General features: G+C 62.8%; 19 protein-coding genes. 5 read left to right on the plus strand and 14 right to left on the minus strand.

The annotated features are described in order from the left end of the window. Positions 1-3 precede the first annotated feature (3 nt). Both VFO93_RS05075 and VFO93_RS05080 read left to right on the plus strand, forming a co-directional pair. The gene (locus tag VFO93_RS05075; RefSeq protein WP_325133247.1) at positions 4-1,713 is read left to right on the plus strand and encodes a PAS domain-containing sensor histidine kinase; all 1,710 of its coding nucleotides are present in this window, start codon (positions 4-6) and stop codon (positions 1,711-1,713) included. A 197-nt stretch (positions 1,714-1,910) separates the two neighbouring features. Continuing rightward, the gene (locus VFO93_RS05080; protein WP_325133248.1) at positions 1,911-2,297 is read left to right on the plus strand and encodes a nuclear transport factor 2 family protein; all 387 of its coding nucleotides are present in this window, start codon (positions 1,911-1,913) and stop codon (positions 2,295-2,297) included. Between the two features lie 118 nt (positions 2,298-2,415). Here the strand turns inward: VFO93_RS05080 and VFO93_RS05085 are convergent, their stop codons facing one another. Next, complete coding sequence (locus VFO93_RS05085; RefSeq protein WP_325133249.1) at positions 2,416-4,392, minus strand: CocE/NonD family hydrolase; 1,977 nt, start codon at positions 4,390-4,392, stop codon at positions 2,416-2,418. Positions 4,393-4,514: 122 nt separating this feature from the next. Between VFO93_RS05085 and VFO93_RS05090 the strand changes: the two genes are divergently transcribed. Then, entirely contained in the window at positions 4,515-5,513 is a 999-nt protein-coding gene (locus VFO93_RS05090) for an aldo/keto reductase (RefSeq protein WP_325133250.1), read from the plus strand. 266 nt (positions 5,514-5,779) lie between these two features. Next, positions 5,780-6,187, plus strand: a complete 408-nt coding sequence (locus VFO93_RS05095; RefSeq protein ID WP_325133251.1) for a hypothetical protein — start codon at positions 5,780-5,782, stop codon at positions 6,185-6,187. 16 nt (positions 6,188-6,203) lie between these two features. On the opposite strand, the gene VFO93_RS05100 is transcribed toward VFO93_RS05095, so the two are convergent. Continuing rightward, positions 6,204-9,587 (minus strand): AsmA-like C-terminal region-containing protein, encoded by a 3,384-nt coding sequence (locus tag VFO93_RS05100; RefSeq protein ID WP_325133252.1) that lies wholly within the window; start codon positions 9,585-9,587, stop codon positions 6,204-6,206. A 208-nt stretch (positions 9,588-9,795) separates the two neighbouring features. Between VFO93_RS05100 and tkt the strand changes: the two genes are divergently transcribed. Next, positions 9,796-11,850 (plus strand): transketolase, encoded by a 2,055-nt coding sequence (gene tkt / locus VFO93_RS05105; protein ID WP_325133253.1) that lies wholly within the window; start codon positions 9,796-9,798, stop codon positions 11,848-11,850. 137 nt (positions 11,851-11,987) lie between these two features. On the opposite strand, the gene VFO93_RS05110 is transcribed toward tkt, so the two are convergent. The 12 genes from VFO93_RS05110 to VFO93_RS05165 form a co-directional block, all read right to left on the minus strand. After that, the gene (locus VFO93_RS05110) at positions 11,988-12,680 is read right to left on the minus strand and encodes a DUF421 domain-containing protein (protein WP_325133254.1); all 693 of its coding nucleotides are present in this window, start codon (positions 12,678-12,680) and stop codon (positions 11,988-11,990) included. A 9-nt stretch (positions 12,681-12,689) separates the two neighbouring features. Beyond that, the gene (locus tag VFO93_RS05115; protein ID WP_325133256.1) at positions 12,690-13,223 is read right to left on the minus strand and encodes a YetF domain-containing protein; all 534 of its coding nucleotides are present in this window, start codon (positions 13,221-13,223) and stop codon (positions 12,690-12,692) included. Beyond that, positions 13,220-13,384: a hypothetical protein gene (locus VFO93_RS05120; RefSeq protein ID WP_325133257.1), complete on the minus strand. Its 165-nt coding sequence runs from the start codon at positions 13,382-13,384 to the stop codon at positions 13,220-13,222. The genes VFO93_RS05115 and VFO93_RS05120 overlap by 4 nt, the downstream gene beginning before the upstream one ends. Before the next feature lie 298 nt (positions 13,385-13,682). Further along, complete coding sequence (locus VFO93_RS05125; protein ID WP_325133258.1) at positions 13,683-15,587, minus strand: DUF294 nucleotidyltransferase-like domain-containing protein; 1,905 nt, start codon at positions 15,585-15,587, stop codon at positions 13,683-13,685. A 96-nt stretch (positions 15,588-15,683) separates the two neighbouring features. Continuing rightward, positions 15,684-16,367 (minus strand): 3'-5' exonuclease, encoded by a 684-nt coding sequence (locus tag VFO93_RS05130; protein WP_325133259.1) that lies wholly within the window; start codon positions 16,365-16,367, stop codon positions 15,684-15,686. A gap of 163 nt (positions 16,368-16,530) precedes the next feature. Beyond that, complete coding sequence (locus tag VFO93_RS05135; RefSeq protein WP_325133261.1) at positions 16,531-16,965, minus strand: hotdog fold thioesterase; 435 nt, start codon at positions 16,963-16,965, stop codon at positions 16,531-16,533. Positions 16,966-17,100: 135 nt separating this feature from the next. Next, complete coding sequence (locus tag VFO93_RS05140) at positions 17,101-17,685, minus strand: TetR/AcrR family transcriptional regulator (RefSeq protein ID WP_325133262.1); 585 nt, start codon at positions 17,683-17,685, stop codon at positions 17,101-17,103. A gap of 353 nt (positions 17,686-18,038) precedes the next feature. After that, positions 18,039-18,215 (minus strand): hypothetical protein, encoded by a 177-nt coding sequence (locus VFO93_RS05145; protein WP_325133263.1) that lies wholly within the window; start codon positions 18,213-18,215, stop codon positions 18,039-18,041. Positions 18,216-18,388: 173 nt separating this feature from the next. Next, positions 18,389-19,816 (minus strand): T9SS type A sorting domain-containing protein, encoded by a 1,428-nt coding sequence (locus tag VFO93_RS05150; protein ID WP_325133264.1) that lies wholly within the window; start codon positions 19,814-19,816, stop codon positions 18,389-18,391. A gap of 218 nt (positions 19,817-20,034) precedes the next feature. Continuing rightward, on the minus strand, positions 20,035-20,922 hold the full coding sequence (locus tag VFO93_RS05155; protein WP_325133265.1) for a glycoside hydrolase family 16 protein: 888 nt from the start codon (positions 20,920-20,922) through the stop codon (positions 20,035-20,037). 97 nt (positions 20,923-21,019) lie between these two features. Beyond that, on the minus strand, positions 21,020-22,267 hold the full coding sequence (locus VFO93_RS05160) for a PKD domain-containing protein (protein WP_325133266.1): 1,248 nt from the start codon (positions 22,265-22,267) through the stop codon (positions 21,020-21,022). Between the two features lie 139 nt (positions 22,268-22,406). After that, positions 22,407-23,879 carry a RagB/SusD family nutrient uptake outer membrane protein gene (locus VFO93_RS05165; RefSeq protein ID WP_325133267.1) on the minus strand — a complete coding sequence of 491 codons (1,473 nt, stop codon included), beginning with the start codon at positions 23,877-23,879 and terminating at the stop codon, positions 22,407-22,409. Positions 23,880-24,006: the final 127 nt, after the last annotated feature.

Here is a 24,006-nt window from a genome sequence, read left to right on the forward strand (position 1 = left end):
GCCATGAACGAGTCCGCTCCTTTGACCGCCGCCGAGCTGGCCCGCGAAAACGAGGAGCTGCGCCACCAGCTGCGGGAGGCCGAAGAGCTTATCGCGGCCGTGCGCACCGGCGCCATCGACGCGCTGGCCATTCAGGGGGCCGACGGGCCGCGCATCTTTACCCTCGAAGGGGCCGACCACGGCTACCGCACCCTCATCGAGGAAATGAACGAAGGCGCGCTGCTGCTCAGCCCCGAAGGCACGGTGCTGTATAGCAACGGCGCGCTGGCCGAGCTGCTGCGCTGCCCCCTCGAAGAGGTGCTGGGCAGCGATGCCGTGAGCTTCGTGCCGGCCGCGTTTCAGGCCTACTGGACGGATTTGGTGGCACGCGGCTGGGAAGGCCGGGTGCGCGGCGAACTGCCCCTGCAAACGCGCCGCGGCCTGCTGCGGCCCTTCACGGTGTCGATGAACGCGCTGACCTTCGACGGCGCGCAGGCTCTGGCGGTGCTCGTTACGGATGTGTCGGCCGAGCAGGAAATCCAGACCATCCGGGCGGCGGTGGTAAAGCAAAACGCCCTGCTCGACCGCACCAGCGAAGAGCTGGTGCGCCAGCAAGCCGCCCGCCTGGCCGTAGAGCAGGCCGCCGCCGAGGTGAGCCGCGTGCTCGAAGGCATTCCGCAGATAGCCTGGACGGCCGACCCCGACGGCACCATCACGTACTTCAACCGGCGCTGGCTTGACTACGTGGGCGAAGAATACGCCTCGGCCGAGCAGCTCGCTAGCCACATGCACCCCGACGATTTTGAGGCTGGCATTCCGCAGTGGCTGCACAGCCTGGCTACCGGCCAGGCCCTCGACGTGGAGCTGCGCATCCGCGCGGCCAGCGGCGACTACCGCTGGATGCTGGTGCGCGCCCTGCCCTCGCGCAACGAGCAAGGCGAGATTGTGCAGTGGATTGGCACCTACACCGACATCCACGAGCAGAAAGAGGCGCTGGAGCGCATCGACCTGGCCCAAAATCTATTGCTTGGTAATTTTGAGGAGCTGACGCGGGTCAATATCGACCTCGATAACTTCATCTACACCGCCTCGCACGACCTCAAAGCGCCCATCACCAACATCGAAGGGCTGGTGCAGGCGTTGGTGAGCGAGCTGCCCGCCGAGGCGGCCCCGCAGTCGCAGGTGGCGCTCATTCTGCGGCTCATGCAGGATTCGGTCGAGCGCTTCAAGCACACCATCGAGCAGCTCACCGACGTGAGCAAGCTCCAGCGCGAGCACGGCGCGGCCATCGAGCGCGTGCCGCTGGCCGCCGTGGTCGAAGCCGTACGCCTCGACCTGGAGCCGCTCATTCAGTCGCTCAACGCCGAGGTGACGATAGATGTGGCCGAGTGCCCGCCGCTGCCGTTGTCCGAAAAAAACCTGCGCTCGGTGGTGTACAACCTGCTCAGCAATGCCCTCAAGTACCACGCCCCCGAGCGCCGCCCGCAGGTGCGCCTGCGCGCCCGCTGCGCCGGGCAGCACCTGCTGCTCGCGGTGCAAGACAATGGCCTGGGCCTCGACCGCGCCGGCCGGCAAAAGCTGTTTGGCATGTTTCAGCGCCTCCACGACCACGTAGAGGGCTCGGGCATTGGTCTTTACATGGTGAAGCGCATGGTCGAAAACGCTGGTGGGCGCATCGAGGTCAAAAGCCAGCTGGGCGTGGGCTCTACCTTTTCGGTGTACTTGCCGCAGTAGGGAGCTGGTTGAGCTGTGGGGTGGTTAAAAACGCCTGTCATGCTGAGCGTAGCCGAAGCATCTCTATCGGTGAACTAACTGCTTTATGTAAGCAATGAGGCGATAGAGATGCTTCGACTCCGCTGCGCTGCGCTCAGCATGACGGTTAGTTTTGCATTGCAAAACCTCCCAAACAACTACCACCGAAATCCTTCCCCATGACCACTGCCCAAACCATCGCGCAACTCGAGCGCCAGCGCTTCGACGCGCAAGTGAGCCACGACTTCCCTACGCTGGAGAAAATCTTTGCCGACGACCTCATCTACACGCACTCCAACGGCCACCAAGACAGCAAGGCGAGCTATATCGAGTCCATCCGCGCCGGCCAGAGCCGCTACGACAAGGTCGATATCGAAGACCTGACCGTGCGCGCCTACAACGACGACCACACCGCCGTCGTCAATGGTCTCATCCAAATCGACCTCGGCCCGGGTGCCGACGGCCAGCCGGCCCACACCCGCATCAAGTACGTGGTGGTGTACATCAAGACCGACGCCCACGGCTGGCAGCTCGTGCTCTGGCACGCGCAGAAGCAGGCCGCTTAGGACAGGTGCTAGTAAAATACGTCCGTCATGCTGAGCGCAGCGAAGCATCTCTACCGCCCCGTTGAATGAAGCGATAGAGATGCTTCGCTGCGCTCAGCATGACAGACTTATTTACTTACTACTTCAGCACCGGCAGCCGCACTACCGAGGCGTGCCCCGGCTCGTGGTAGAGGCGGATGGTAGCCTTCTTGAAATCCGCCGCGTCGGCCGTGGAGATGTTGACAAACTGCTGCGGGTTGCGGTCCACGAGCGGAAACCAGGTGCTTTGCACCTGCACCAGCAGGCGGTGGCCTTTCTTGAAGGTATGCAGCACGTCGTTCAGCTCGTACTTCACTTCGGTGGGTATGTTGGGCTGGAAAGCCTCGGGTTTCTCGAAGCTGTTGCGGAAGCGACCCCGAAACACGTCGGCCCGCACCAAGCGTTGCGCGCCGGCCAGCTGCACGTTTTTGGGGTTGGGCACGGGCGCGGGCGTGTCGTCGGGCAGCACGTCGATGAGCTTCACCACGAAGTCAGCGTCGGTGCCCGAGGTACTCACCCAGAGGTCTACGCCCAGCGGGCCGGCCACGGTGAGGTCTTCGGTCAGCGGCTCGGTCTGGTAGGTCAGCACGTCGGGCCGCTGGGCCGCGAAGCGCTGGTCCTCAATCATGTACTCATTGTTGCGCCCGCCCTGGATAGCGGCCGTGTACGGCACCGGGCGGGCGGGGTCGCTCACGTACTCGTCAAACCGAAGTGCCAAAGCCGACTTATCAAAGCCGGGGGCGCGGGTAATGTGCGGGTCTGATGTATTCAGCGCCTGATAGATTTCGTTTTCTTTAGCCGAAGCCAGAAAGCCATTAGCAGCTAAAAACATGGGCTGGTTCTCCGCCGCCTTCGGCGGCCAGGTCGGGTAGGCTTTCCACTGGTTCAACCCCGTGTCAAAAACCGTCGCCTCGGCCGGGTTGAACGGGCCCTTGCCCTTGAGGTAGTAGTTGAAAAACGGCGTTTCCAGCGTCTGGCGGTAGTGCTGGGCAGTGTTCTGGCCGAAGTCGTAGGGGCCAAATTTGCGCCAGTCGGGGCGGGCCCAGGCACCGTGGGTCCAGGGGCCCATCACGAGGCGGTTGGTGGCCTGGGGGTTCTGCTTTTCGATGCTTTGGTAGGTGTGCAGCGCCCCAAACAGGTCTTCGGCATCGTACCAGCCGCCCACCACCAGCACGGCCGGGCGCACGCCCGTGAGGTGCGGCCGGATGTTGCGCGCCTGCCAGTAGGCATCGTAGGTATCGTGCTGCAAGTACTCGTTCCAGATGCGGGCGCGGTTGTTGAAATACTGCGGCGCGTTGGCGTTTTTGAGCGGCCCCAGGCGCAGGAAAAACTGGTAGGCGTCGGTAATTTTCAGGTCGAACAGCTCCTTATACTCCGCTACCGGCTGCGGCCGGGGCGCATCGAAGTAGTTGGTAAAGCTGAAATTATCGAGCAGAAAAAATGCCCCGTTGTGCCGGGCATCATCGCCAACAAACTCATCCGTAACCGGCGCTTGCGGCGATACGGCTTTGAGCGCCGGGTGCGCGCCGGGCAGGCTGGCCGTGGCGTAGAAGCCGGGGTAGGAAATGCCCATGATGCCCACCTTGCCGTTGTTGCCGGGCACGTTTTTGAGCAGCCACTCGATGGTGTCGTAGGTGTCGGTGCTTTCATCGTGGGGCGCGTTTTTGCCTTTCAGGCCGGGCTTGGGCAGGCCGTTGAGCGCGGGCGTCACTTCCTCAAACTGGCCCTCCGAGAGGTAGCGCCCGCGCACGTCCTGGTACACGAAGATGTACTTCTCCTGGCTGAGCTCGCGGCTGGGGCCGGGGCCGCGCAGGGGGTAGGTGTCCGCGCCGCGCGGGCCCGCCGAGTAGGGCGTGCGCTCCATAAGGAAGGGGTAGGGGTGGGCCCGGTCGGCATCGCGCGGCACGTAGAGAATGGTGGCCAGCCGGGTGCCGTCGCGCATCGGAATGAGCTGCTCGACTTTGCGGTAGTTCTGGCGCACAAAGGTTGAGTCCTGGGCGCGGGTAGCGGCCGGGGCCTGGGCGCTGGCCGCCAGCGCGCTAAAATTCAGGCTGATGAATAGGAAGGGGCGAAGCATGAGCAGAAAGACGGTCGAACGGGCGTAGAGACGCATATTTGCGTCTCGTCGTTGTTTTGCTCGTTCGATGTGAGACGCAAATATGCGTCTCTACAATCAGCGCCACCACTCAGCATCTTCCTATGACCTACCTCCCCAACCCCGCCCGCTACGACACCATGCCCTACCGCCGCTGCGGAAGCAGCGGCCTGCGCCTGCCCGCTATCTCGCTGGGCTTGTGGCAAAACTTCGGCGAAAAAGACACGCTCGGCAACTGCCGCACGCTGCTACGCACGGCCTTCGACGCGGGCATCACGCACGTCGACCTGGCCAATAACTATGGTCCGCCGCCCGGCGCGGCCGAAGAAACGTTTGGCCGCTTGTACGCGAGCGATTTCCGGCCTTACCGCGATGAGTTCATCATCTCGACCAAAGCCGGCTATGGCATGTGGCCCGGCCCCTACGGCGACGGCGGCTCGCGCAAATACCTGGTGGCCAGCCTCGACCAAAGTTTGCGCCGTACCGGCCTCGACTACGTGGACATCTACTACCACCACCGCCCCGACCCCCACACGCCGCTCGAAGAAAGCATGGGCGCGCTCGCTACCCTGGTGCGCCAGGGCAAGGCCCTGTACGTGGGTTTGAGCAACTACCCGGCCGCCGAGGCGCGCCGCGCCTGCACCATTTTGCGCGAGCTGGGCACGCCCTGTCTCATCCACCAGCCCAAGTACTCGCTGCTAGTGCGCACGCCCGAAGACGGCCTGCTCGACGCACTGGCCGACGAAGGCGTGGGCTGCATCGCCTTTTCGGCCCTGGCCCAGGGCGTGCTGACGGACAAGTACCTGCAAGGCGTGCCCGCCGACTCGCGGGCCGCTCGCCAGCTCGGCAACGGAGCCATCGAAGAAAGCCAGCTCAACCCCGCCAACCTTGAAAAAGCCCGACAGCTCAACGCCTTGGCCACCGAACGCGGCCAGACCCTGGCCCAGCTAGCCTTAGCCTGGGTGCTGCGCGACCCGCGCATGACTTCGGTAATTATCGGCGCCAGCAAGCCGCAGCAGATAACCGACGCCGTGCGGTGCCTGGACGCGCCGCGCTTTGGGGATGAGGAGCTGGCGCGGATTGAGGTGATTCTGGCGGGGTAGCCGCGAAAAGCCTATGTCAACCAATTTAGTTAGGACTTACGCAAAAGGACACTAATGTTAGCCGCGAAGCGGCGACATGTTGGTGGAAAAGGATTGCCAGAATTAAGATAGAGCCGCAAAGCGGCGGCATTTAGCGTTGGGAATGTCAGTGCCGCCGCTTTGCGGCTCCGACGGCGGTAATTGCTTTGTAGCTATCAACATGTCGCCGCTTCGCGGCTAGCACCACCGCCCTTTTGCGTAAGCTCTATTAATTTTTATTGAAAAGTATGCTTGATGCTACCGAGTTGCTGAGGGCTGTTTATAAGGAATCCTTTACAATAGAGAAATTACGTGCAGACCTTATCTCTTACCTAAGAGATTTTTCAGCGCGAAATGAGATAAAGAAAATCAGCGAAGATGAGTATATGTTAGATGCTTATAATGAGATTGCCGAACAAACAGAACATGTAATCGTGTCAGTGAATGATGAAATTACACCCATTATCTATCGGTCTTCTCTTGAGTTTAATGATTTTTACTATCAGGTAGTAATAGGATTAGGTAATTTTGTTGAGAATAAAGATGGTATTTATTTTTTCGAGGTAGAAAAGTGTATGGCAAAAATGAAGTTTAATTATGATTTGAGTTTGTATGATATTGAATTTTATGTGTCTGAATTTAATAAAATCCGATAAGTTAAGATAGAAGAACTTACGGCATAATGGCCGCCTTCCCATCCGGCCCCGCCGTGCGGTTGCGAGGCAGCAGGTTCATCGTCGTATCAAGGCGTTGCGAAAGCAGTAACTGGCGGCACTGCTGGCGCAGGGCGGCTTGCTGCTGCTGCTGCTCTTTTTTCTGAAACAGCTTGACCTGGTACTTGGTGGCAGGCACGTCGCGACGCAGGTTCACGTAGGTGAGGCGCGGGCTGCGCGGGCGCATGGGCTCGCCGCTCTGGATGCGCTCGACGCGGCGCTTGTTGTTGCCAAACAGGATGTTGAGCGGGTTCATGCCCACGTAGAGGTTGGCGCGGCCGTCGAGGTTGTAGCGCCCGCTTATTTCCAGCTCGGTGAGGTTGCTGTTGAGCTTGAGGCTGGGAATGAGCACCTGCCCGCCATTGAGCAGAAACTCGGTGCTGACGGGCTCGAAAAACAAGTGGCCCGTGCGCTCCTTTTTCACGAACTTAAAGGCATCCTGGAGCGCCTCCACGTTCAGCAATTCCAGGTCGCGCAGGTCGGCCTTCACATAGCCGAAGGTGGCGGCGCGCACTGGCAAAAAGGTAGAATCCAAGTCGGTACGCAGCGCTGCCGCGCAACGTAGCGTGCCCTTAATGTTGTCCTGCGTGAGCACGTGAAAGCGCATGGTGTTGGCCGTGGCGAAGAAATCGGGCAGCCGAATGTCTTCCAGCAGCGCCTGCACTTGCAGCGGGTGGTGCTGCCGGCCGCCATCGGTGCGCAGCAGGCCGTGCAGCGTGATGCGGCCGTCGAAGGCTTCGAGCGAGCAGGCGTCCACGCGGGCCTCGGTGGCATTCAGGTGCGACAGCAATTGGAATTTGCCACCTTCTATCGAATTGTAGCGCACGCGGTCGGCCTGCACGCGCAGCACCGCCGTGAGGCCGCCGCTGGCCAGCAGCGTGCCGGCCGGCGAGGGCGCGCCGGGCTTGCGGTTTTTGGCGCGCAGGCGGGCCAGGCGCTTGGCGCGGCGGGCGGCCTTGAGCAGAGCCGGGGCCTGGTAGTGGGTGGTGTCGCGGGGCGGCTTAAGGCTGGCCAGCATCTGCAACAGCTGCTGCACGTCGAGGGTCTGGTAGCGCAAATCGACGTTGGCGGTGGCGGCCGTGAGGTGAATGCCCGACACCACGGCCGCCGCCGAGGCCCGGCCCACGCCGCCTTGCGGGGCCACGAAACGCAGGTAGGGCATCCGCAGCAGCGAGTCTTCCTTCTCGAAGCGCAGGTGCAAATCGCGCAGCGGCTCGCCCACCGGCAGCACCAGCTTGCCGATGTCCCAGGTCATGGAGCCATCGGCGGCCAGCAGCAGCTCGCGGAACGCCGGGGTGGCGGTGCTGGCATTGGCCTGGCGCAGGCGGGCGGCGCGGCGGGCGGCGGCCTGCGCGCCGGGCGGCCGCGAGAGGCGCGTGATGAGCCGGCGATAATCCATGCTGGCGAAGCGCATGGCCAGCTGAAAATCGATGGGCGCTACGTCGTTGGTGGTGTCGGTGGGCCAGCTAGCGCGGCCCGTTAGCTGCCCGCCTAGGAAGCGGGTTTTGATGTTGGTGAGGTGGACCTCCTGGTTGTCGTGGCGCACGTTCACGGCCAGTTCGCGCAGGGTGTCGGGGCCGAGCACCAGCCGGCCGCAGCGGAGGCCCACGTTCAGGCGCACTTCGTCGGGAAGTACGTGGCTGCCGAGCGTCATGGTGAGCTGGCGGGTGTTGCGGCGGGCGCGGCTGCGCTGGCGGCGGCTGGCCGTGGTGAGGGCGTGGGTAGCGGTGCCGCCGCCCAGCGCCCGCAGCCGGTCGAGGTGCAGTTCATCCACCGCGAAATTGCCGGTAATGCTGGTGCTCGGGTGCTGGCCGGTGAGGTAAGTGAGCAGATACGTAGTAGTAGCCGACGCCGTAAACTTCATGCCCGCAAACCGCCCCGAGGCATTGGTGAGCCGCCACAAGCTGTCGCGCAGCCCGATGTGTACGTTGAGGTTCGAAATGTCAACGCGCCGGGCCGGTACCCGAAACGCGGCCTGCCGCAAATCGATGGTGCCGCGCACCGACAAGCTTTTCTGGCTGCGAGCCAGCATCTTATCGCCCACGGCCGGCAAAAAGCCGCGCATCCAGATGTCGAGGTCGGCCAGGCCGCGCCGCGCCTGCCACAAGCCCGGCGAAATAACCGTAGCCAGCTCGGGCAGCTCGGTGCGCCCGCGCACCCGGCCCTGCACGTAGGGTCGCCGAAAATCGCGCAGCAGTACCTCCGCATCAAGCTGACCCACGGGCGAGTAGATGCGGCACTGGCTGAGCTTCACGCTGGCCGTGCGCAGATTGTGGCCGGGGCCGTTGTCGTAGGTGCCCTGCAAGTCCCAGCGGTTGATGCGCCGGGCCGAGTCGTCCCAGGCAATGCTGGCATTGCGCAGCCCAAACGTGAGCACCACGTGCGGCCGCACCGTGGGCCCGCTACGGCCCGAAATAGTGTACACGATGCGGGCATGGCTGGGGCTGCGGGCTCCGTCGAGGTAGGGCCGCAGGCGTGGCGGCAGGGCCGCGTGCAGCACATCGACCAAGGGCTGGGTGCCCGAAAACTGCAAGTTGAGTTTGGTGCCGGTGGCCTGGTCGGCCACCACGGCGTGCGTGCCGGCGATGTTAATCGTGTCGCCGTTGAGCGTAGCGCGGGTGCGCCAAAACTCGCCGCGCCGGGACTTAAAGGCGTAGCGGTAGTTGAGCCAGGCGCGCACCGGCTCGTGCGAGAGCAGCGTGCCGGTACGGTTGGCGAGTTGCTCCAGGTAGCCATCGAGCACGCCGTGCAGCTGGAGCGCGCCCTGCCGGATGCCGCCGCTCAGGCGCGCCCGCTGCACGTAGCCCACCAGCGCGCTGTGGGCGTACTCGTTGCGGGTGCTCATTCGAAAATTATACACCACCAGCGAGTCGAGGCTGAAATTCACGCCGGGGTCTTTGCCCTCGCCCTGGCTGCGGGCGCGCTTGCCGCGCAAGCCCCAGCTGTGGCCGGTTGAGTCTACGAGTTGCTGAAAATCAGCGTCGTGTACCTCAAGGCGCGACACGCGCACCTGCCGCCGCCAGATGCTCACTACCTCCAGGCGCAGGTCGGCGCGGCCCACCGTGAGCACGGGCACCGCTCGGCCGTGGCTGGTATCGGTGAGGGCCAGGTGGCGCAACGAGGCCGTGAGGTGCGGAAAATCGCGCCACGGCGACAGCTCCACCGCGAAAGGCGCGAGCACCAAGCCCGAATTTTTGGTGAGCTGCGCGCGCACCGTGCGCTGCAAATACGCCACGGCGTAGGCGCGGCCCTTTAGCCACACCACCGCGCCCAGCCCCAGCAGCAGGGTTAGCAGCAGTAAAAATCCAACGGCCAGCACGCGCCGGAGGGAAAGGGATTTCATACGGCAAGGTACGTAGCGCGGCCCCGGCCTAAGCTGACCGGTGAGTGAAGGCGGCGCGCGCTCACGCTCATACGAAAAGATTCCGCAAGCAGCCGATAGGTAGCACGGTGCGAAGTGCCGCCCTACCTTTACGGCCGCCCGCGCCCCTGGCTTTTCAGACTCCGGCGCGGCTACTTTCGTATTGCCTTAGCCACTTTTTCACTCCCTCATGCCCACTCCCGACGTTTCCATTGACCAACTGAGCATTGACACCATCCGCCTGCTATCGGTGGACATGGTGCAGAAAGCCAACTCGGGCCACCCCGGCCTGCCGATGGGTGCCGCCCCGATGGCCTACGTGCTCTGGTCGAAATTCCTGCGCTTCAACCCGCAAGACCCCAAGTGGCCCAACCGCGACCGCTTCGTGCTGAGCGCCGGCCACGGCTCGGCTCTGATTTACAGCCTGCTGCACCTCTACGGCTACGACCTGACGCTGGACGAAATCAAGAATTTCCGCCAGCCCGGCTCGCGCACGCCCGGCCACCCCGAGTCCAACGTGACGCCCGGCATTGAGGTAACCACCGGCCCGCTGGGCCAGGGCTTCGCCAACGGCGTGGGCATGGCGATGGCCGAAGCCCACCTGGGCGCGATGTACAACAAGCCTGGTTTTGAAGGTATTCAGGACCACTACACCTACGCCATCGTGAGCGACGGCGACCTGATGGAAGGCATCGCCGCCGAGGCCGCCTCGCTGGCCGGCCACTTGCAGCTCGGCAAGCTCATCTACCTCTACGACGACAACGACATCTCGCTCGACGGCCCCACCAGCCTCGCCTACACCGAAGACGCCATGAAGCGCTTCGATGCCTACGGCTGGCACACCTCGCAGGTGAAAGACGGCAACAACCTCGACGAGATTGAGGCCGCCATCAAGGCTGCGCAGGAAGTAAAGGACAAGCCCTCGATTATCTCGATTAAAACCATCATCGGCTTCGGCTCGCCGCTGGCCGGCACCAACAAGGCCCACGGCAGCCCGCTCGGCCCCGACAACGTAAAGAAAGCCAAGGAGTTCTTTGGCTGGAACCCCGAGGAGTCGTTCTATGTGCCCCAGGAAGTGTACGACCACCTCAAAGGCCCCGGCCAGCGCGGTGCCGAGCTGCAAAAGGAATGGGACGAGCAGTTCAAGAAGTACGAAGGCGAGTTCAAGGCTGAAGCCGAGCAGTTCCACACCTCCTTCAACGGCAAGCTGCCCGAAGGCTGGGATAAAGACCTGCCCGTGTACTCGCCCGCCGATGGCAAGCTGGCTACCCGCCAGGCCTCGGGCAAGGCGCTGAACGCCATTAAGAAAGCCGTGCCCTTCATGTTCGGCGGCTCGGCCGATTTGGCCTCGTCCAACGAGATGGATAAGTCGGGCGACGACTCGTTCCAGCCCGGCCATTACGAGCGCTCGAACATCTGGTTTGGGGTGCGCGAGCACGCCATGGGCGGCATCATGAACGGCATCGCCCACCACGCCGGCCTGCGCACCTACGGCGGTACCTTCCTCACGTTCAGCGACTACATGCGCGGGGCCATCCGCCTCACGGCGCTGGCCGAGTCGGCTTCGACCTTCGTGTTCACCCACGACAGCATCGGCCTGGGCGAAGACGGTCCCACGCACCAGCCCATCGAGCAGGTAGCTTCGCTGCGCACCATGCCCAACATCGTGGTACTGCGCCCCGGCGACGCCAACGAAACCACCGAGGCCTGGCGCATCGCCATGAACACGCCTAAGTCGCCGGTGTGCCTCATCTTGTCGCGCCAGGGCTGGCTCCCGTTCGACCAGTCGGTGCTGACCCCCGCCGCCGGCAACGTGCAAAAAGGTGCCTACGTGCTGAGCGAAGCTCAGGGCGGCCAGCCCGAGCTCATCCTCATCGGCACCGGCTCGGAAGTGCCCCTGGCCCTGGAGGCCCAAAAAGTACTGCAAGCCGAAGGCACCGCCACCCGCGTGGTGAGCATGCCGTCGTGGGAGCTGTTTGAACACCAGGACAAAGCCTACCGCGAGCAAGTGCTGCCGCCCACCGTGCGCAAGCGCGTAAGCATCGAGGCCGGCTCGCCCATCGGCTGGACCAAGTACACCACCGACGAGGGCGCGAGCATCAGCATGAACCGCTTCGGCGAGTCGGCCCCCGCCGACTACCTGATGAAGGAGTTCGGCTTCACCGTCGATAACGTGGTGAAAGTGGCCAAAGGCGTGCTCAGCGGCCAGCCCGCCGAGGACGATAAGAAGCAGGTAGTATCGTAGTAAGGCACAGGCTTGTTTTGAATGAAAAAGCGCCCCGCTGGCTTGTGCCGGCGGGGCGCTTTTTTGTGCGGTGCGTGCGCGCCGGACTTGGGCCCGCTACTACCCCAGACCATGTTGGGAAAAGAAGCAGGCGCGCCTTATTCCAGCACGGCGGGCTGCCACTGCTGCTGCTGGCAGCGCGGGCACCGGGTAGCCGGCGCCTCCTCGGCGGGCACCACGTAGCCGCAGCTGAGGCAGGCAAACTGCCCGGCCGCTTTTTCCTGCTCTTCGCGCAGGGCGGCATCTTGCAGCGGCACGATGGACAGGCCCGCCCGCACCTCCGCAAACCGCAAAATGGTGAACTCGCCGCAGGCCTCGAAGTACACGCGCCGCACCGCGCCCAGATTGCGCAGGCCGCTTTTGCGCAGATGGGCCAGAAACCGCTCGCGCGAGAGGCCGTTGCCGGCCAGGCTGCCGAGGCACAGGCAGCCATCTTCGACCAGCACGCTCACATCGTCGAGCACCAGGGCCTCAAACCGGGGGTGCCGGAAGGCGTAGCGGGCAATGAGCTGCTGGTAGCCGATGATGACGGCCGCCACCACCACCACGGGCAGCAGGCCGCGGTCGGGAGCCATGAGGGCCACGCCGTTGGCTCCGGCCAGCGATACCATCGCTACCATCTCGTTGCGCGTGAGCACCTTGCCCATGCGGTTGCCCATCAGGCGCATGGCCACCATTAGCAGCAGGTAGATGGCCACCACCCGGATAATGGCTTCGAGGTAGAAGCTGGCCGGCACTTCGCCCACCAGGATGCGCGCCCAGTCGTGGAGGTGAATTTCGTCGGGTTTCATGGCGGCAGACTAAAGCGCGGTGACGGGGCTGACCCACTGGCCGTGGCCGCAGCGCGGGCAGCAGCGGGGTGCGGTGGGTGCGGCAGGCTCGGTGTGGCCGCACTGCTGGCAGGCCTGGCCATCGGCCGCTTCGGGCAGGGCCCGCCCGATGGCCGCGTCCTTCTCGGGCAGTACCGAGAGGCCGGGCCGGGGCGGCTCCTGCTGGTAGATGCTGAACTCGCCGTTGGCTTCGAGGTAGGCGCGCTTGACCTGGCCGAGGTGCTGAATCTCAGCCGCGCGCAGGTGCGAAAACAGCTGGTTGCGCGACACTTTGGTGGCGGCCATAGCCCCCAGGTCAAGCGCGCCGTCGGCCACCAGGATGCGTAGGGTGCCTTCCTTGGCTCGCTCAACCCGAGGGTATTTAAACGAAAAGTAGTTGATAATCCAGTACAAAAGCAGCACGCACGTGAGCACCAGCACACCTTGCAGGATACCGCGGTCGGGCACTTCCATCGGCACCGACACGATGCCGCCAAGCATAATCATCACTGAGAGCTCGGTCACGGTGAGCTGCTGGTGCTGCGCTTGCCGAGCAGGCGCAGCACCAGCAGCAGCACCACGTACACCACGAGCGTGCGCAGGGCGGCTTCGAGCAAAAATTCGAGCGGGGCCTCGCCCAGCAGCAGGCGCTGCCAGTCGCCCAAGTGAATGTCCTCTTTCTTCATACGCTAGCAGCGGCCGGCCCGGCTGCTGGCTCCTGCGGGATGCTACCAGCCACCCAGGCATACTTCCGGCTGCTCGTGCTAGCATACCAGCCTATCAACTGGCGGGTTACGCTGGGCTTATCCGATAAACCGACTGAAATCTACTGTTAATCAGAAGCTAAGTGATTTGCGACTTCGCGTAAGCAGAAGGTTTTAGGTACAAATACGGAGTGAAAAGAAGCGGGTTCTTTTGCCAAAATCGGTAATTATATCCCCCGCGAAAAGGTGTAGGGTGCATCTTTTCTTTGTAGAGGCGGGGCTACAATTGCTTGGCAAAACTGACCTTAATCTTCAGCTGAAAATCCGCGATAACCTTGAAAATCTCCTTCAGCGTCACGCGCTCTACCTTGGTCAGCTTCTTGGGGTCGAGGTAGTTATCGGGCGGCAGCTTGTCGTGCATCATCTGGCCGGCCTGCTTTTTGAGGCGCATCCCCATGAGGTAGTAGTACGATTGCAGCAGCTCCTGGTAGTCCTTTTCGGTGAACACGCCGAGCTGGCGCAGGGCCGCCAGGCGCTGCCCGGTATTGGTGGCGAAGACGCGGTGCTTGAGCGAAAACACGCGCACCAAGTCCACGATGGGCGACATGATTTTCTTGAGGTTAATCACCTGCTGGTCGCCCACCGCGAAGGTGCGGATGTTGTTGAAAAACGTGAGCGGCGGCTCGTACTGCAAGGCATTAATGGCCATGTAGTGCAGAAAGCGGTCGAGCGGCTTTTGCAATTCCAAATCCAGAAACTCGCGCAGCTCGTCCAGAATGCCCGCCTCGCCATACAGAAATCGGATGTCGAAAAACGCCGCGAAGCGCATCACGTTTTCGGGGTTCGACTCGTGCAGCCACTCCTGGTAGTTGCGCTTCCAGTGCGAGAGCGAGTGCGTCCACTTGGGGTTTTTGGCCATGAAGCCGCCGTCGCAAAAGCTGAAACCTATCTCGTTAAGGCGGTCGCTGACCTCGGTGGCGAAGTGTAGAAAGTAGGCCCGCACCTCCTCGCGGTGCTCGTTGGCCTTGTCTTCGTAAATGATGGCGTTGTCCTGGTCGGTGTGCAGCGTTTGTTCCTGCCGGCCCTCCGAGCCCAGCACGATGAAGACAAACTTGGCCGGCGGCGGCCCCAGCTCCGCTATCACGTCCTCAATGACTTTGAGGGCGATGGTGTCGGCCACGGTCGTGATAACCTGGTTCACAATTTCGGGCTTCACGCCGCGGTCGAGCAGCTGAAACACGATGTCGGGCACCTTCTGCCAGTTGCGCCGCAGCTCGCGCAGCGACTGCGCCTGCCGCACCCCCTGAATAAACAAAAACGGCGACTGCGCCTGCTCGGCCAGCAGCTTGTTGCGGCTGATGAAGCCCAGGTAGCGCCCATTCTCTTCCACCAGCAGGTAGCGCGTCTTGGTCCGAAACATGAGCAGCAGGGCCTCATACACAAAGGCTTGGCTGCTCACCGAGCGCGTGGGCGCGTCGAGGTAAGTGCTGATGGGCAGCCGGGCGTCGCCCAGCCCGGCCACTACCTTGTCGCGCAGCGTGATGTCGGTGACGTAGCCCACGACTTCCTTCTCAGCCTCATCGAGCACGAAATAGCAGCTCGTGCGGGCGCGGGCCATCAGGCGGGCTACCTCGTGGGTGGGCGTGTGGCCGGGGCAGGCCAGCAAAGGGCGCAGCTCCACGGTGGCCATGCGGCGCGAGTACAGCTCGTCGGCGGCGATGAAATTCTGGGCGGCCTGCGGGCCGGGGTGCACCAGCTGGGCGTACTCGGTATCGCCCATGAGCTGCCCGTAGCGGCTGGTAAAATACTGAAAAAAAGCCTCGTAGCCCAGACACAGCGCCCGAAAGTCGTTGCGGTGCAAAAAGTACACCCGCGTGCCGGCCCGCGCCTGCACCGTGCGCAGCGAGCGCTTCTTGTTGAGCAGCACCGACACGCCGCCGTAGCACTCGCCCGGCCCGTACACCTCGGCGAGGCGGCGCTGCTGCTGGCCGTCGTAAAAAAACGTGTCGTAGGCCCCCTCGATTATCAAATCGACGCCGCGCAGCTTGGTCGCGCCCTGGTGGTAGATAACTGCCTCGCGCGGGTGCGTTACCTCTTGCAGCAGGGTAGCCACTTCTTCCAGCACCTCGGGCGGCAGGAGGTTGAACGGCTCAACGGTGCGCAGAAACGCTACTTCATTTAACATTTATCAATTAACATTTAACAGGTGGCAGGTAGCAATACTAGGTAGCAAAACATGATGCGGTGCAAAAACCAGCTGTTAAATGATAAATGTTAACTGTTAAATGATTCCCAGCCAGTATTTCCAGAACGGGCGGCGGGCGGCGGCCAGCGCGGCGTGGGTGGGCGGCGGGGCCAGCGGAGCCTGCGAGGCCAGCGCTTCGGCGTCGATATCGCCGGTGCGCTGGAGCTCGAAAAAGCACTGCGCCGTAGCCTCGGCATCGGCCAGGGCATCGTGCTGGCGCAGCATGGGCCGCCCAAACTGCCGCTGATAAAGCTCGGCCAGGCGCAGGTACTGCTGGCGCACGGGCTGCATAAAGCGCTCGGTAAGGCGCATGGTGCAAAAGGTCGGCAGCTGCAAGTCTACCAGCGGGTTATCTAATCCCGAGCGGTGAAAACTAACGCCCATCATGTGGAAATCGAGCACCAGAAAATGGCCCACGACCAGCGGCTTATACTGCACCAGGTCGTCGTGCAGGCGCTGCATTACCTGGCGGCGGGGCTGGCCCTGCTCGTGCAAAAAGGCCAGCGTGAGGCCGTGAATCTGGGTCGAGGCAGGCGTCAGGTCGTAGTCGCTGGGGCGGATGTAGTGGTTTTCGGTTTTCACCAGTTCGCCCGTGGGGCCGTAGAGCAGCCACGCTATCTGGGCCACGTGGGGCCAGGCACCGGGCTCGGCGTAGGGCCGCCGCCAGTCGGCGGGCAGGCCCGAGGTCTCGGTATCAACGAACAGAACGTAGCCAGACACGACGGTAGGAGCGGGGCGAGTGGGAAGCGCCGGTAAAAGTACGGCCGCCGGGCCACTGGCGCTACGCCGTAAAACAATAGAGATTGTTGGCTTAGTTCTACCGTAGCGCGGGCTTTCAGCCCGCGACTTATTGCGCTTGGCATTGGCGGACTGAAAGTCCGCGCTACAAAATCTCGTGGCGGGTGCGGTAGGCGGTGCCTTTAAATAGGGCCAGCAGCGTGCCCTGCTGGCTGGTGAGGCGTAGCTGGTACACGCTCACCTTTTCTTGCAGGCTTTCCTCCTGGGCTTCTACCACCAGAATATCGCCTAGGCGGCCGGCGGCGAGGTAGTCGATGGTGGCGGTGAGGCCCACGCTCTGGCGGCCGTGGCTGTTGCAAGCCACGGCGAAGGCCGTATCGGCGGCGGCGAAGGCCACGCCGCTGTGCAGGGTGCCAAACCCGTTGAGCATATCGGGGCGCACGCGCAGGTAGAGGCGGCAGTAGCCCGCCCGCGCTTCGCCCAGCTCCAGTTGCAGCCACTGGCTGAACGGGTCGCGGGCCAGCAGTCGGGTCGCAATGGCCTGGGCGTGTGTGTCCAGGCTTGCGTCAGACGCAGACATAAATTAACTAATAATAAGCGGCAGAAGGTAGAGCGTAGCCAAGATACGGCGGCGCTTGCCCAACGGATGCTTAAAACCACAACAATTCCGAATTGCGTGCGCTGGCAATCAAGCTAAAGCGCCGGTATAGCCACGCTAGCGCCGCTCCAGCCCCTTGAGCAACATCGTGATAATGTGGTCTTCCAGCTCCTGGGCCGACAGGCTGCGCCCCGGCTTGAACCACAATTCGACCCAGCGCACGGCCGACAAAATAGTGTAGAGCGCCACCGTGGGGTTCACGCCTTGAAACTCGCCCGCCGCTACACCCTCCGCGATGAGCGCGGCAAAGCCCTTCTCGTAGCGGCGGCGCGCCTCCGTAAACTCGGTGAGGCGGCTGGCGGGCAAGTACTTGTAGTCGTGGTTGGCCACCGATACGTCGGGGCCGTCTTCCACCATCAGCTGGATGTGCTGGCGAATGAGCACCCGGATTTTCTCGCCAAACGAGAGCGGCAGCTGCTCTACCTCGTGCAGCTGCGCGATGTAGATGTCCGAAATGCGAAAGCAGATGCTGTCCAGAATCTCGTCTTTCGACTTGATGTGGTTGTACATGCTCGCCGCTTCCATGCCCACCTGCCCGGCAATGTCGCGCATGGAGGTGCCCACGTAGCCCTTGTCCTTAAACAATTTGGCGGCTTCTTCCAGAATAACTTGGCGCTTAGTGGGTTTGCCGTTCTTGGTCATGGTGCATACACTAACGCCCTGTCCGGCATGAGGCCGGGCAGGGCGTTGGGCGGTAGTAGTAAGAACCCATCCGGGAGGGTGGAGAGGGTGGGTGGGAGTTGGAGCCGCTGGCGTAGGGTGGGAGGATTGCCAGGGTGGATAGTGGGTGGCGGCCGGGGGCTGCCACCACGAAAATCAGGACGGGTTCTTACTAACGCGGGTGGGAATAAAGATTGGGTGGGACAAATGTACCGCCTTATTCGGAATTGGCTAACAAATGTTAGTTATTTTTACTAACAATCGTTAGTTAGCTTCGTAAGACACTGTATGTCAGATGAAAAATTTTGTCAGCTTTTTGGCAAGGCAAGCCTGGCTTAAAAAATGAAATCGACTTGCAGGCTGAAGTAGGCCCCGGTGGGCAGGGGCGCGGCCACGTCGCTGGGGGCAAAGCTGAGCATATCGGTAGCTTCTTTTTGCCGGAAAGTGGTGGTGTCGGCAGCCAGGGTGGCGGTGGGTTTGGGGGCCACGGGCAGGTCAAGAGTGGGAGTCATCAGCAACTAAAAAGCATGACGAATAAGTAGTAGATTATTCTCAAACAGAGTACTTAAAATGAATGAATAAGGAGGCCGGACTGCCTACCTCATGCAGCGCTGCAAAGCCTGCGTCAAAATCAACCGAACTGACCCCAAAAACCACCCGGCCCAGGATTTAAGCGGCGGGCAGGTTATTCCACGCTCAATTGCTGGGTGAGGAACTGGCCATCCACGGTGAGGCGGCAGGTGTAGAGGCCGGGGGCTAGCTGGGCCGCAGTCAGCTCGGCCTCGAAGGTGCCGGCCGGGCGCGCCTGGCCAGCGAGCACGGTGGCTACCTGGCGGCCCAGGTTGTCGTACACGACCAAGCTCACCACGGCCGCTTTGGCGAGGCTGATGGGCAGGCGCACCAGCCCGCGGGCGGGGTTGGGGTAGGCCCCGGCGAAGGTAGCCACGCCCGCCAGGCTGGCGCGGGTGGCAGTGCCGGTGGTGAGGGCGGGGCCGGTGAGGTCGTCGAAATAATAGGTGCTGGCGCTGCTGCTGCCCGGCGCGATGAGCAGGGCCAGCTGGTCGGTATCGGCCGGGCCCACGGTGGGGTCGAAGCTGCCGCCCGCGCCCGCCGTGAAGGTGAACGTCAGCGTCTCCCAGGCGTTGGCCGCCGTAGTAGTGGCGTTGAAGGTGCCCGCGTAGTTGCCGTTGGGGTAGTTGCTGGCGGTTTTGGCGCGGTTTTGCAGTACTAGCTGCACGGCGGTGCCGGCGGCGGGGCTGCGAAATTTCAGCGTCATTTTCAGCGCGCCGCTGGCGTAGGCGCTCACGTCGGCAAACCTGCCGGCCTTGGGCGCAAGCACGATGGTGGCGTACTGCTGCGAGCCGTCGCGGGCGAAGCTGGCGCAGGTCGTGCTGCTGTTGGCGGTGCTGCTGCCGGGGTTGGCGGCGGCCTGGTTGAGGGTGCCCTGCGCGGTGGGGTAGTTGAGCAGGCGGGTGGTTTCGAAGTTGTCGAGCAGCACGGGCGTGCTGGTGGAGGCCGGCACCAACTCGGGGCCCATCAGGTCGTCGAGGTAGTAGGTGGGCGTGGCGGTGGTGTTGGGCGCGATTAGCAGCACCAGCTGGTCTACGTCGTTGGCCGTCACGGTGGGGTCGAAGCTGCCGCCGCCGCCCGCCGTGAAGTTGAACGTCAGCGTTTCCCAGGTGTTGGCGGCGGCCGTGGTCGTGATGTCGAAGGTGCCCGCGTAGTTGCCGTTGGGGTAGCCGGTAGCGGCCTTGGTTTTGTTTTGCAGCACGGCCTGCACCGCCACGCCGGGGCCGGGGCTGCGAAATTTCAGCGAAATTTTCTTGGTGCCCGCCGAGTAGGCGCTCACGTTGGCCATGCGGCCGGGCGAGGCCGTGGGGTTGATGACGATAACGGCGTATTGCGACGCGCTGCGGTCGTACTTGGCGCAGGTGCTGCTGCTGTTCACGGCCGTGCTGCCGGGGTTAGCGGCGGCTTGGTTAAGGGTGCCATCCACGTAGCTGTACGTCACGAGGCGGGTCGTCTCGAAGTTGTCGTACAGCGTCTGGGCGGCAGCCGTGCGGGCAGCCAGCGCCAGGGTGGCGGTGAAGAGGGCTTTGGTAAACGTGTTCATAGGGCGGGGGTTGGGTGAGAAATGTGGGTGTTATCTGTGCTAACGCGGGTGCCTCACCCCCCGGCCCCCTCTCCGAAAAGGAGAGGGGGAGCCGACCGTGTGCAGACGGTCACAGACGTTAGAAGTCGTCAGGCTCCCCCTCTCCTTTTCGGAGAGGGGGCCGGGGGGTGAGGCGCTACGCTCGGCGAGCAGCCCTTCTGGCTAGAAAATTAATGGCTCTATTTATACTGGTAAAACCGCACGTAATCGACCTGCATGGTCTGCGGAAAAACCGTCGTCGCATCGGGGTTGCCGTCGAAGTCGCCGCCCACGGCTACGTTCAGAATCACGTAGAACGGGTTGTTGAACGGGTAGGCGTAGGGCGTTACTAGGCTGGGCGTGAAGGTGTAGTACGACACACCATCCACGAAAAACTCTAGCTTGTCTTGCCCGCGCACGCAGCTGAAGGTGTGGAAATCGGTGGAGAAATCGCCCGGCGTGCTGCTCGGCAGCGTGTACTGCGTGCCTTTGTACTGGTGGGTGGCCACGCTGCTGCCGTAGTGCATGGTCGAGTTGTTGACGCGGGGTGTGCTGCCGCGCAGCTCCATGATGTCGATTTCGCCGCAGGCCGGCCAGCTCACCTGGCTGTCATTCGAGCCCAGCATCCAGATGGCGGGCCAGATGCCCTTGCCCTTGGGCAGCTTGGCGCGCACGTCGAGGCGGCCGAAAAGGAAGTCTTTTTTGCCCTTCGTGATGATGCGGCCCGAGGTGTAATTGCGGCCGTTGTAGCTCTCGGGCTTGGCAATGATGTTGAGGTTGCCGCCGGTCACGGTCACGTTGTCGCGGCGGTTGGTGGTGGCTTGCAGCTCGTTGTTAAACCACACATCCTTCACCTCATACACCCACTTATTCTGGTCGAGCGCGGAGGTATCAAACTCGTCGCTCCACACCAGCTCAGTGTAGTCGGCGAAGGCTTTAGGGGTGGCGTTGGTAGTAGCGTTGCTGGCCTTCGCATCGTCCGAGATGGTGGGGCCGGGCGGCTCCTGCGTGCAGCCGCCCGTGGAGAGCAAGAGGACGAGGCCGGCCGAGAGGTTGCGCAGCAGGGTGGGATTGAGGAGGAAAGTCATGGAGAAAGTTGGATTGGTTGCTGTAGCGCCAAGCTCCGGCTTGGCGTTGCGTGAGGGGGTAGCCGGTGCGAGCGTGGCACCAAGCTGGAGCTTGGTGTTACTTCACCCGCATCTTTATCGTGAATACCGGGTCGTCTGTCGGCCCGCCGGCGCGCAGCACCATGTGCTGGTTATCGATGGAAAGGATGCGGTAGATGCGACTGGCGGGCGCATCGGTCACGCCGATGAAAGTGCCCGTTTGAGCCAGCACAAACTGCGCGATGCCCGTGCCCGAAGCCGGCCCGAAGGTGAAGGTGGTGCTGGTGGAGCGCGGGGCCTGGCAGGCGTACACGCCCGCCACGAAGGTTTCGGCTTTGGCGTCGTAGGTGAAGGTATTCGTTGTGCTGAAGGTGAACTCATCGTCGGCCTGGCAGGCGGGCAGGCTACCCAGCGCCCCGCCGGGGAAGTAGCTCGAAGGGGCCGACTCGGTGCCCACCGCAATGGTCTGGGCCACCGTATTATCGAGCAGCCAGGTGCGCGACGAGCCACCCGTGAGGTAGAGCTTGGCGCGGTCCTGGGCCGACAGCTGCGGCATGTAGGTCGTGATGGTTTTGGTGCCGTCGGGGTTGGTGCCTTGCAGGCGCAGCTTGGTAGCGGTGGCCTCCACAATGTCGTAGGTCTTGTTCACCACCGAGTCGGGCAGGCCGATAAACGACTTATTGCGTAGCAGTACCAGCTGCCCCAGCGAGCCGTTGGGCTTGAAAATAAAATCCGAATTGCCGCTCAGGTCGTTGCCACAGGCACCATTCTGGTAAGTAGCGCCGCCCGCGTCGTAGCTGTAGGTGAAGGAGCTGGTAAACGAAAACTGGTCGTCGAGCTGGCAGCCGTTGAGCGTGGTCGAGCTGGATAGCGTGGCTCCGCTGGCCGAGAGCCGCACCACCGCCCCCGGCTGGTCCGATAGCGTCCACGAGGTAGCGCCCGAGGTGGCGCAGGCCGTGAGCACCGCAAACGCCGCGTTGCCGCAGATGCTCGGAATAATGACTGGCACCTGCTGCGACTGCCCCAGCCCGGTGCGCCCGGCCGCCGTGAGGTGGGCGCGGTAGGTGCCCGGCAGCCGGTAGGTGTGGGTCACGTTCTGGCCCTGCGCCAGGGCCGAGCCATCGCCAAAATCCCACTGGTAGAGAAAGGAATCGGTGGACTTGTTGGTGAACGTGGCCACCACCGGGTATTGGCTCGTGTTGAGCGTAACCGTGAAATCGGCCGTGGGCAGCGGCCCCGAGAGGTCGGCCACCTCGTCTTTGCGGCAGGCCGCCAGGGCCGCCACGCCGGTCAGGAGGAGGGCTGCTTTGCGGAGATAGGAATGCATAAGAGAAGTCATTTAACAATTAACATTTATCATTTAACAGCTGTCGAATACCAATTATCATCTAGTAGTCAGCTTTTTGAAAGCAGCATAGCCACCCATTCACAAGCTGTTAAATGATAATTGATAAATGTTAAATGGCCTAATAGCCAGGATTTTGCGTCAGCGCCGGGTTAGCGTCGCGCTCCGACTGCGGAATGGGTAGCTTGTCGCTGAAAGGCTTCACGCCCTTGGCAACGAGCGCCGGCAGCGTGAGGAGCTTGCCCGTGCGCTTGAGGTCAAACCAGCGGTCGTCCTCAAACGCCAGCTCATAGCGGCGCTCCTTTATCACGGCGTCGGTAAAGTTGGGCGTGGCGGCCGTGAGGTTGGGCAGTCCGGCGCGGGTCCGCACCAGGTTGATGGCGTTCAGGCCCTCCTGCGTCGGCCCCACGGCCTCGGCGAGAATGAGGTAAACCTCGGCCAGGCGCAGCACCGGGAAGTTGAGCGGCGAGTCCCACACGTTGGTATTGGTCTTGCCCACAAACCACTTCTTGCAGTTATAGCCATCGGGCGAGCCCGTCAGCCGTGCGGGCTGCGCGGTGGTGGCGCTGCCCGCCGGGTAGGCATCGCCCGGCGACCAGATGGTGACAGCCTTGCGCTTGTCACCGGTTTCGTAGCCCTGCACAAACTCCGTTTCCGGGATGTTGAAGCCGTAGCCGCCCTGCGGCACCAGCCCCTGCCCGCGCGGCGCAAAAAACTCATTGCCCACGAAGCCCAGCCCGTCGAACGTGTACTCGTTCAGCCCGTTCACGTACTGCACCTCAAACAGCGATTCCTTGCCGTTTTCGTTGGCTACCTTGAAGTTGTCGCCGTAGTCGGCCCACAGGCTTTTGCCCGAATTGGCAATAACCTCGCGGGCGCGGGTGGCCGCCGCGGCCTTGTTGCCCTGCGTGAGGTACACCTTGGCCAGCAGGCCGGTAGCGGCCCACTTGGTAGCGCGCCCCAGGTCGGGGCCCGAGTAGCTGCCCGGCAGGTTGTCGATGGCGGCGGTGAGGTCAAGGATAATCTGGGCGTAGATGTCGGCCTCGGGCGAGCGCGGCAGGCGCGAGTCGGCCGGGGTGGCCGGCGGCACCAGGATTTTGGGCACGTCGCCGTAGGCGCGCACCAAGTCGAAGTAGTACTTGGCCCGCAGAAACTGCGCCTCGCCCAGGCAGCGCTTGCGCAGGGCGGCGTCCATGTTGGCGATGCCGGGCACCTTTTGCAGCACCAGGTTGCACGAGCCGATGCCCACGTAGGAGCCGTTCCAGAGGCGCGTGGTCATGGGGTTGCTGCTCGGGATATTGAAGAAATCGAGCTGAATTTCCTCGGCCCCGTCGCCGCCGCCCCCGCCGCCCGTGAAGGAATTGTCCGACATAATCTCGCCGATGCCCCAGAGCGCGTAGTTGTACTGCCCGCCCCGGTTTAGCTGCGCGTAGCACGCCGTGGTGGCCTGGATGGCATCCGATTCGGTCTGGTAAAAGCTTTCGGTGGTGATGCTGTCGGTGGGCTTGAGGTCCAGGAATTTCTCGCCGCAGCCGCCGAGGAGAGCGAGGGACAGGAGGGCCGCGGCCGAGAGTTTAGTAGGGGAGAGGTGCATAGAATTGGGTGGGATTCAGTAGTGGAATGGTGCTGCTCTGGCGTAATACCCCACCCCCGGCCCCTCCCCTCCGGGAGAGGGGAGCCGACTGTAAGTGGACGCAAGCAGTCGTAACCAGTCGTCAGGC

The organism is Hymenobacter sp., from assembly GCF_035709525.1.
GTDB lineage: Bacteria > Bacteroidota > Bacteroidia > Cytophagales > Hymenobacteraceae > Hymenobacter.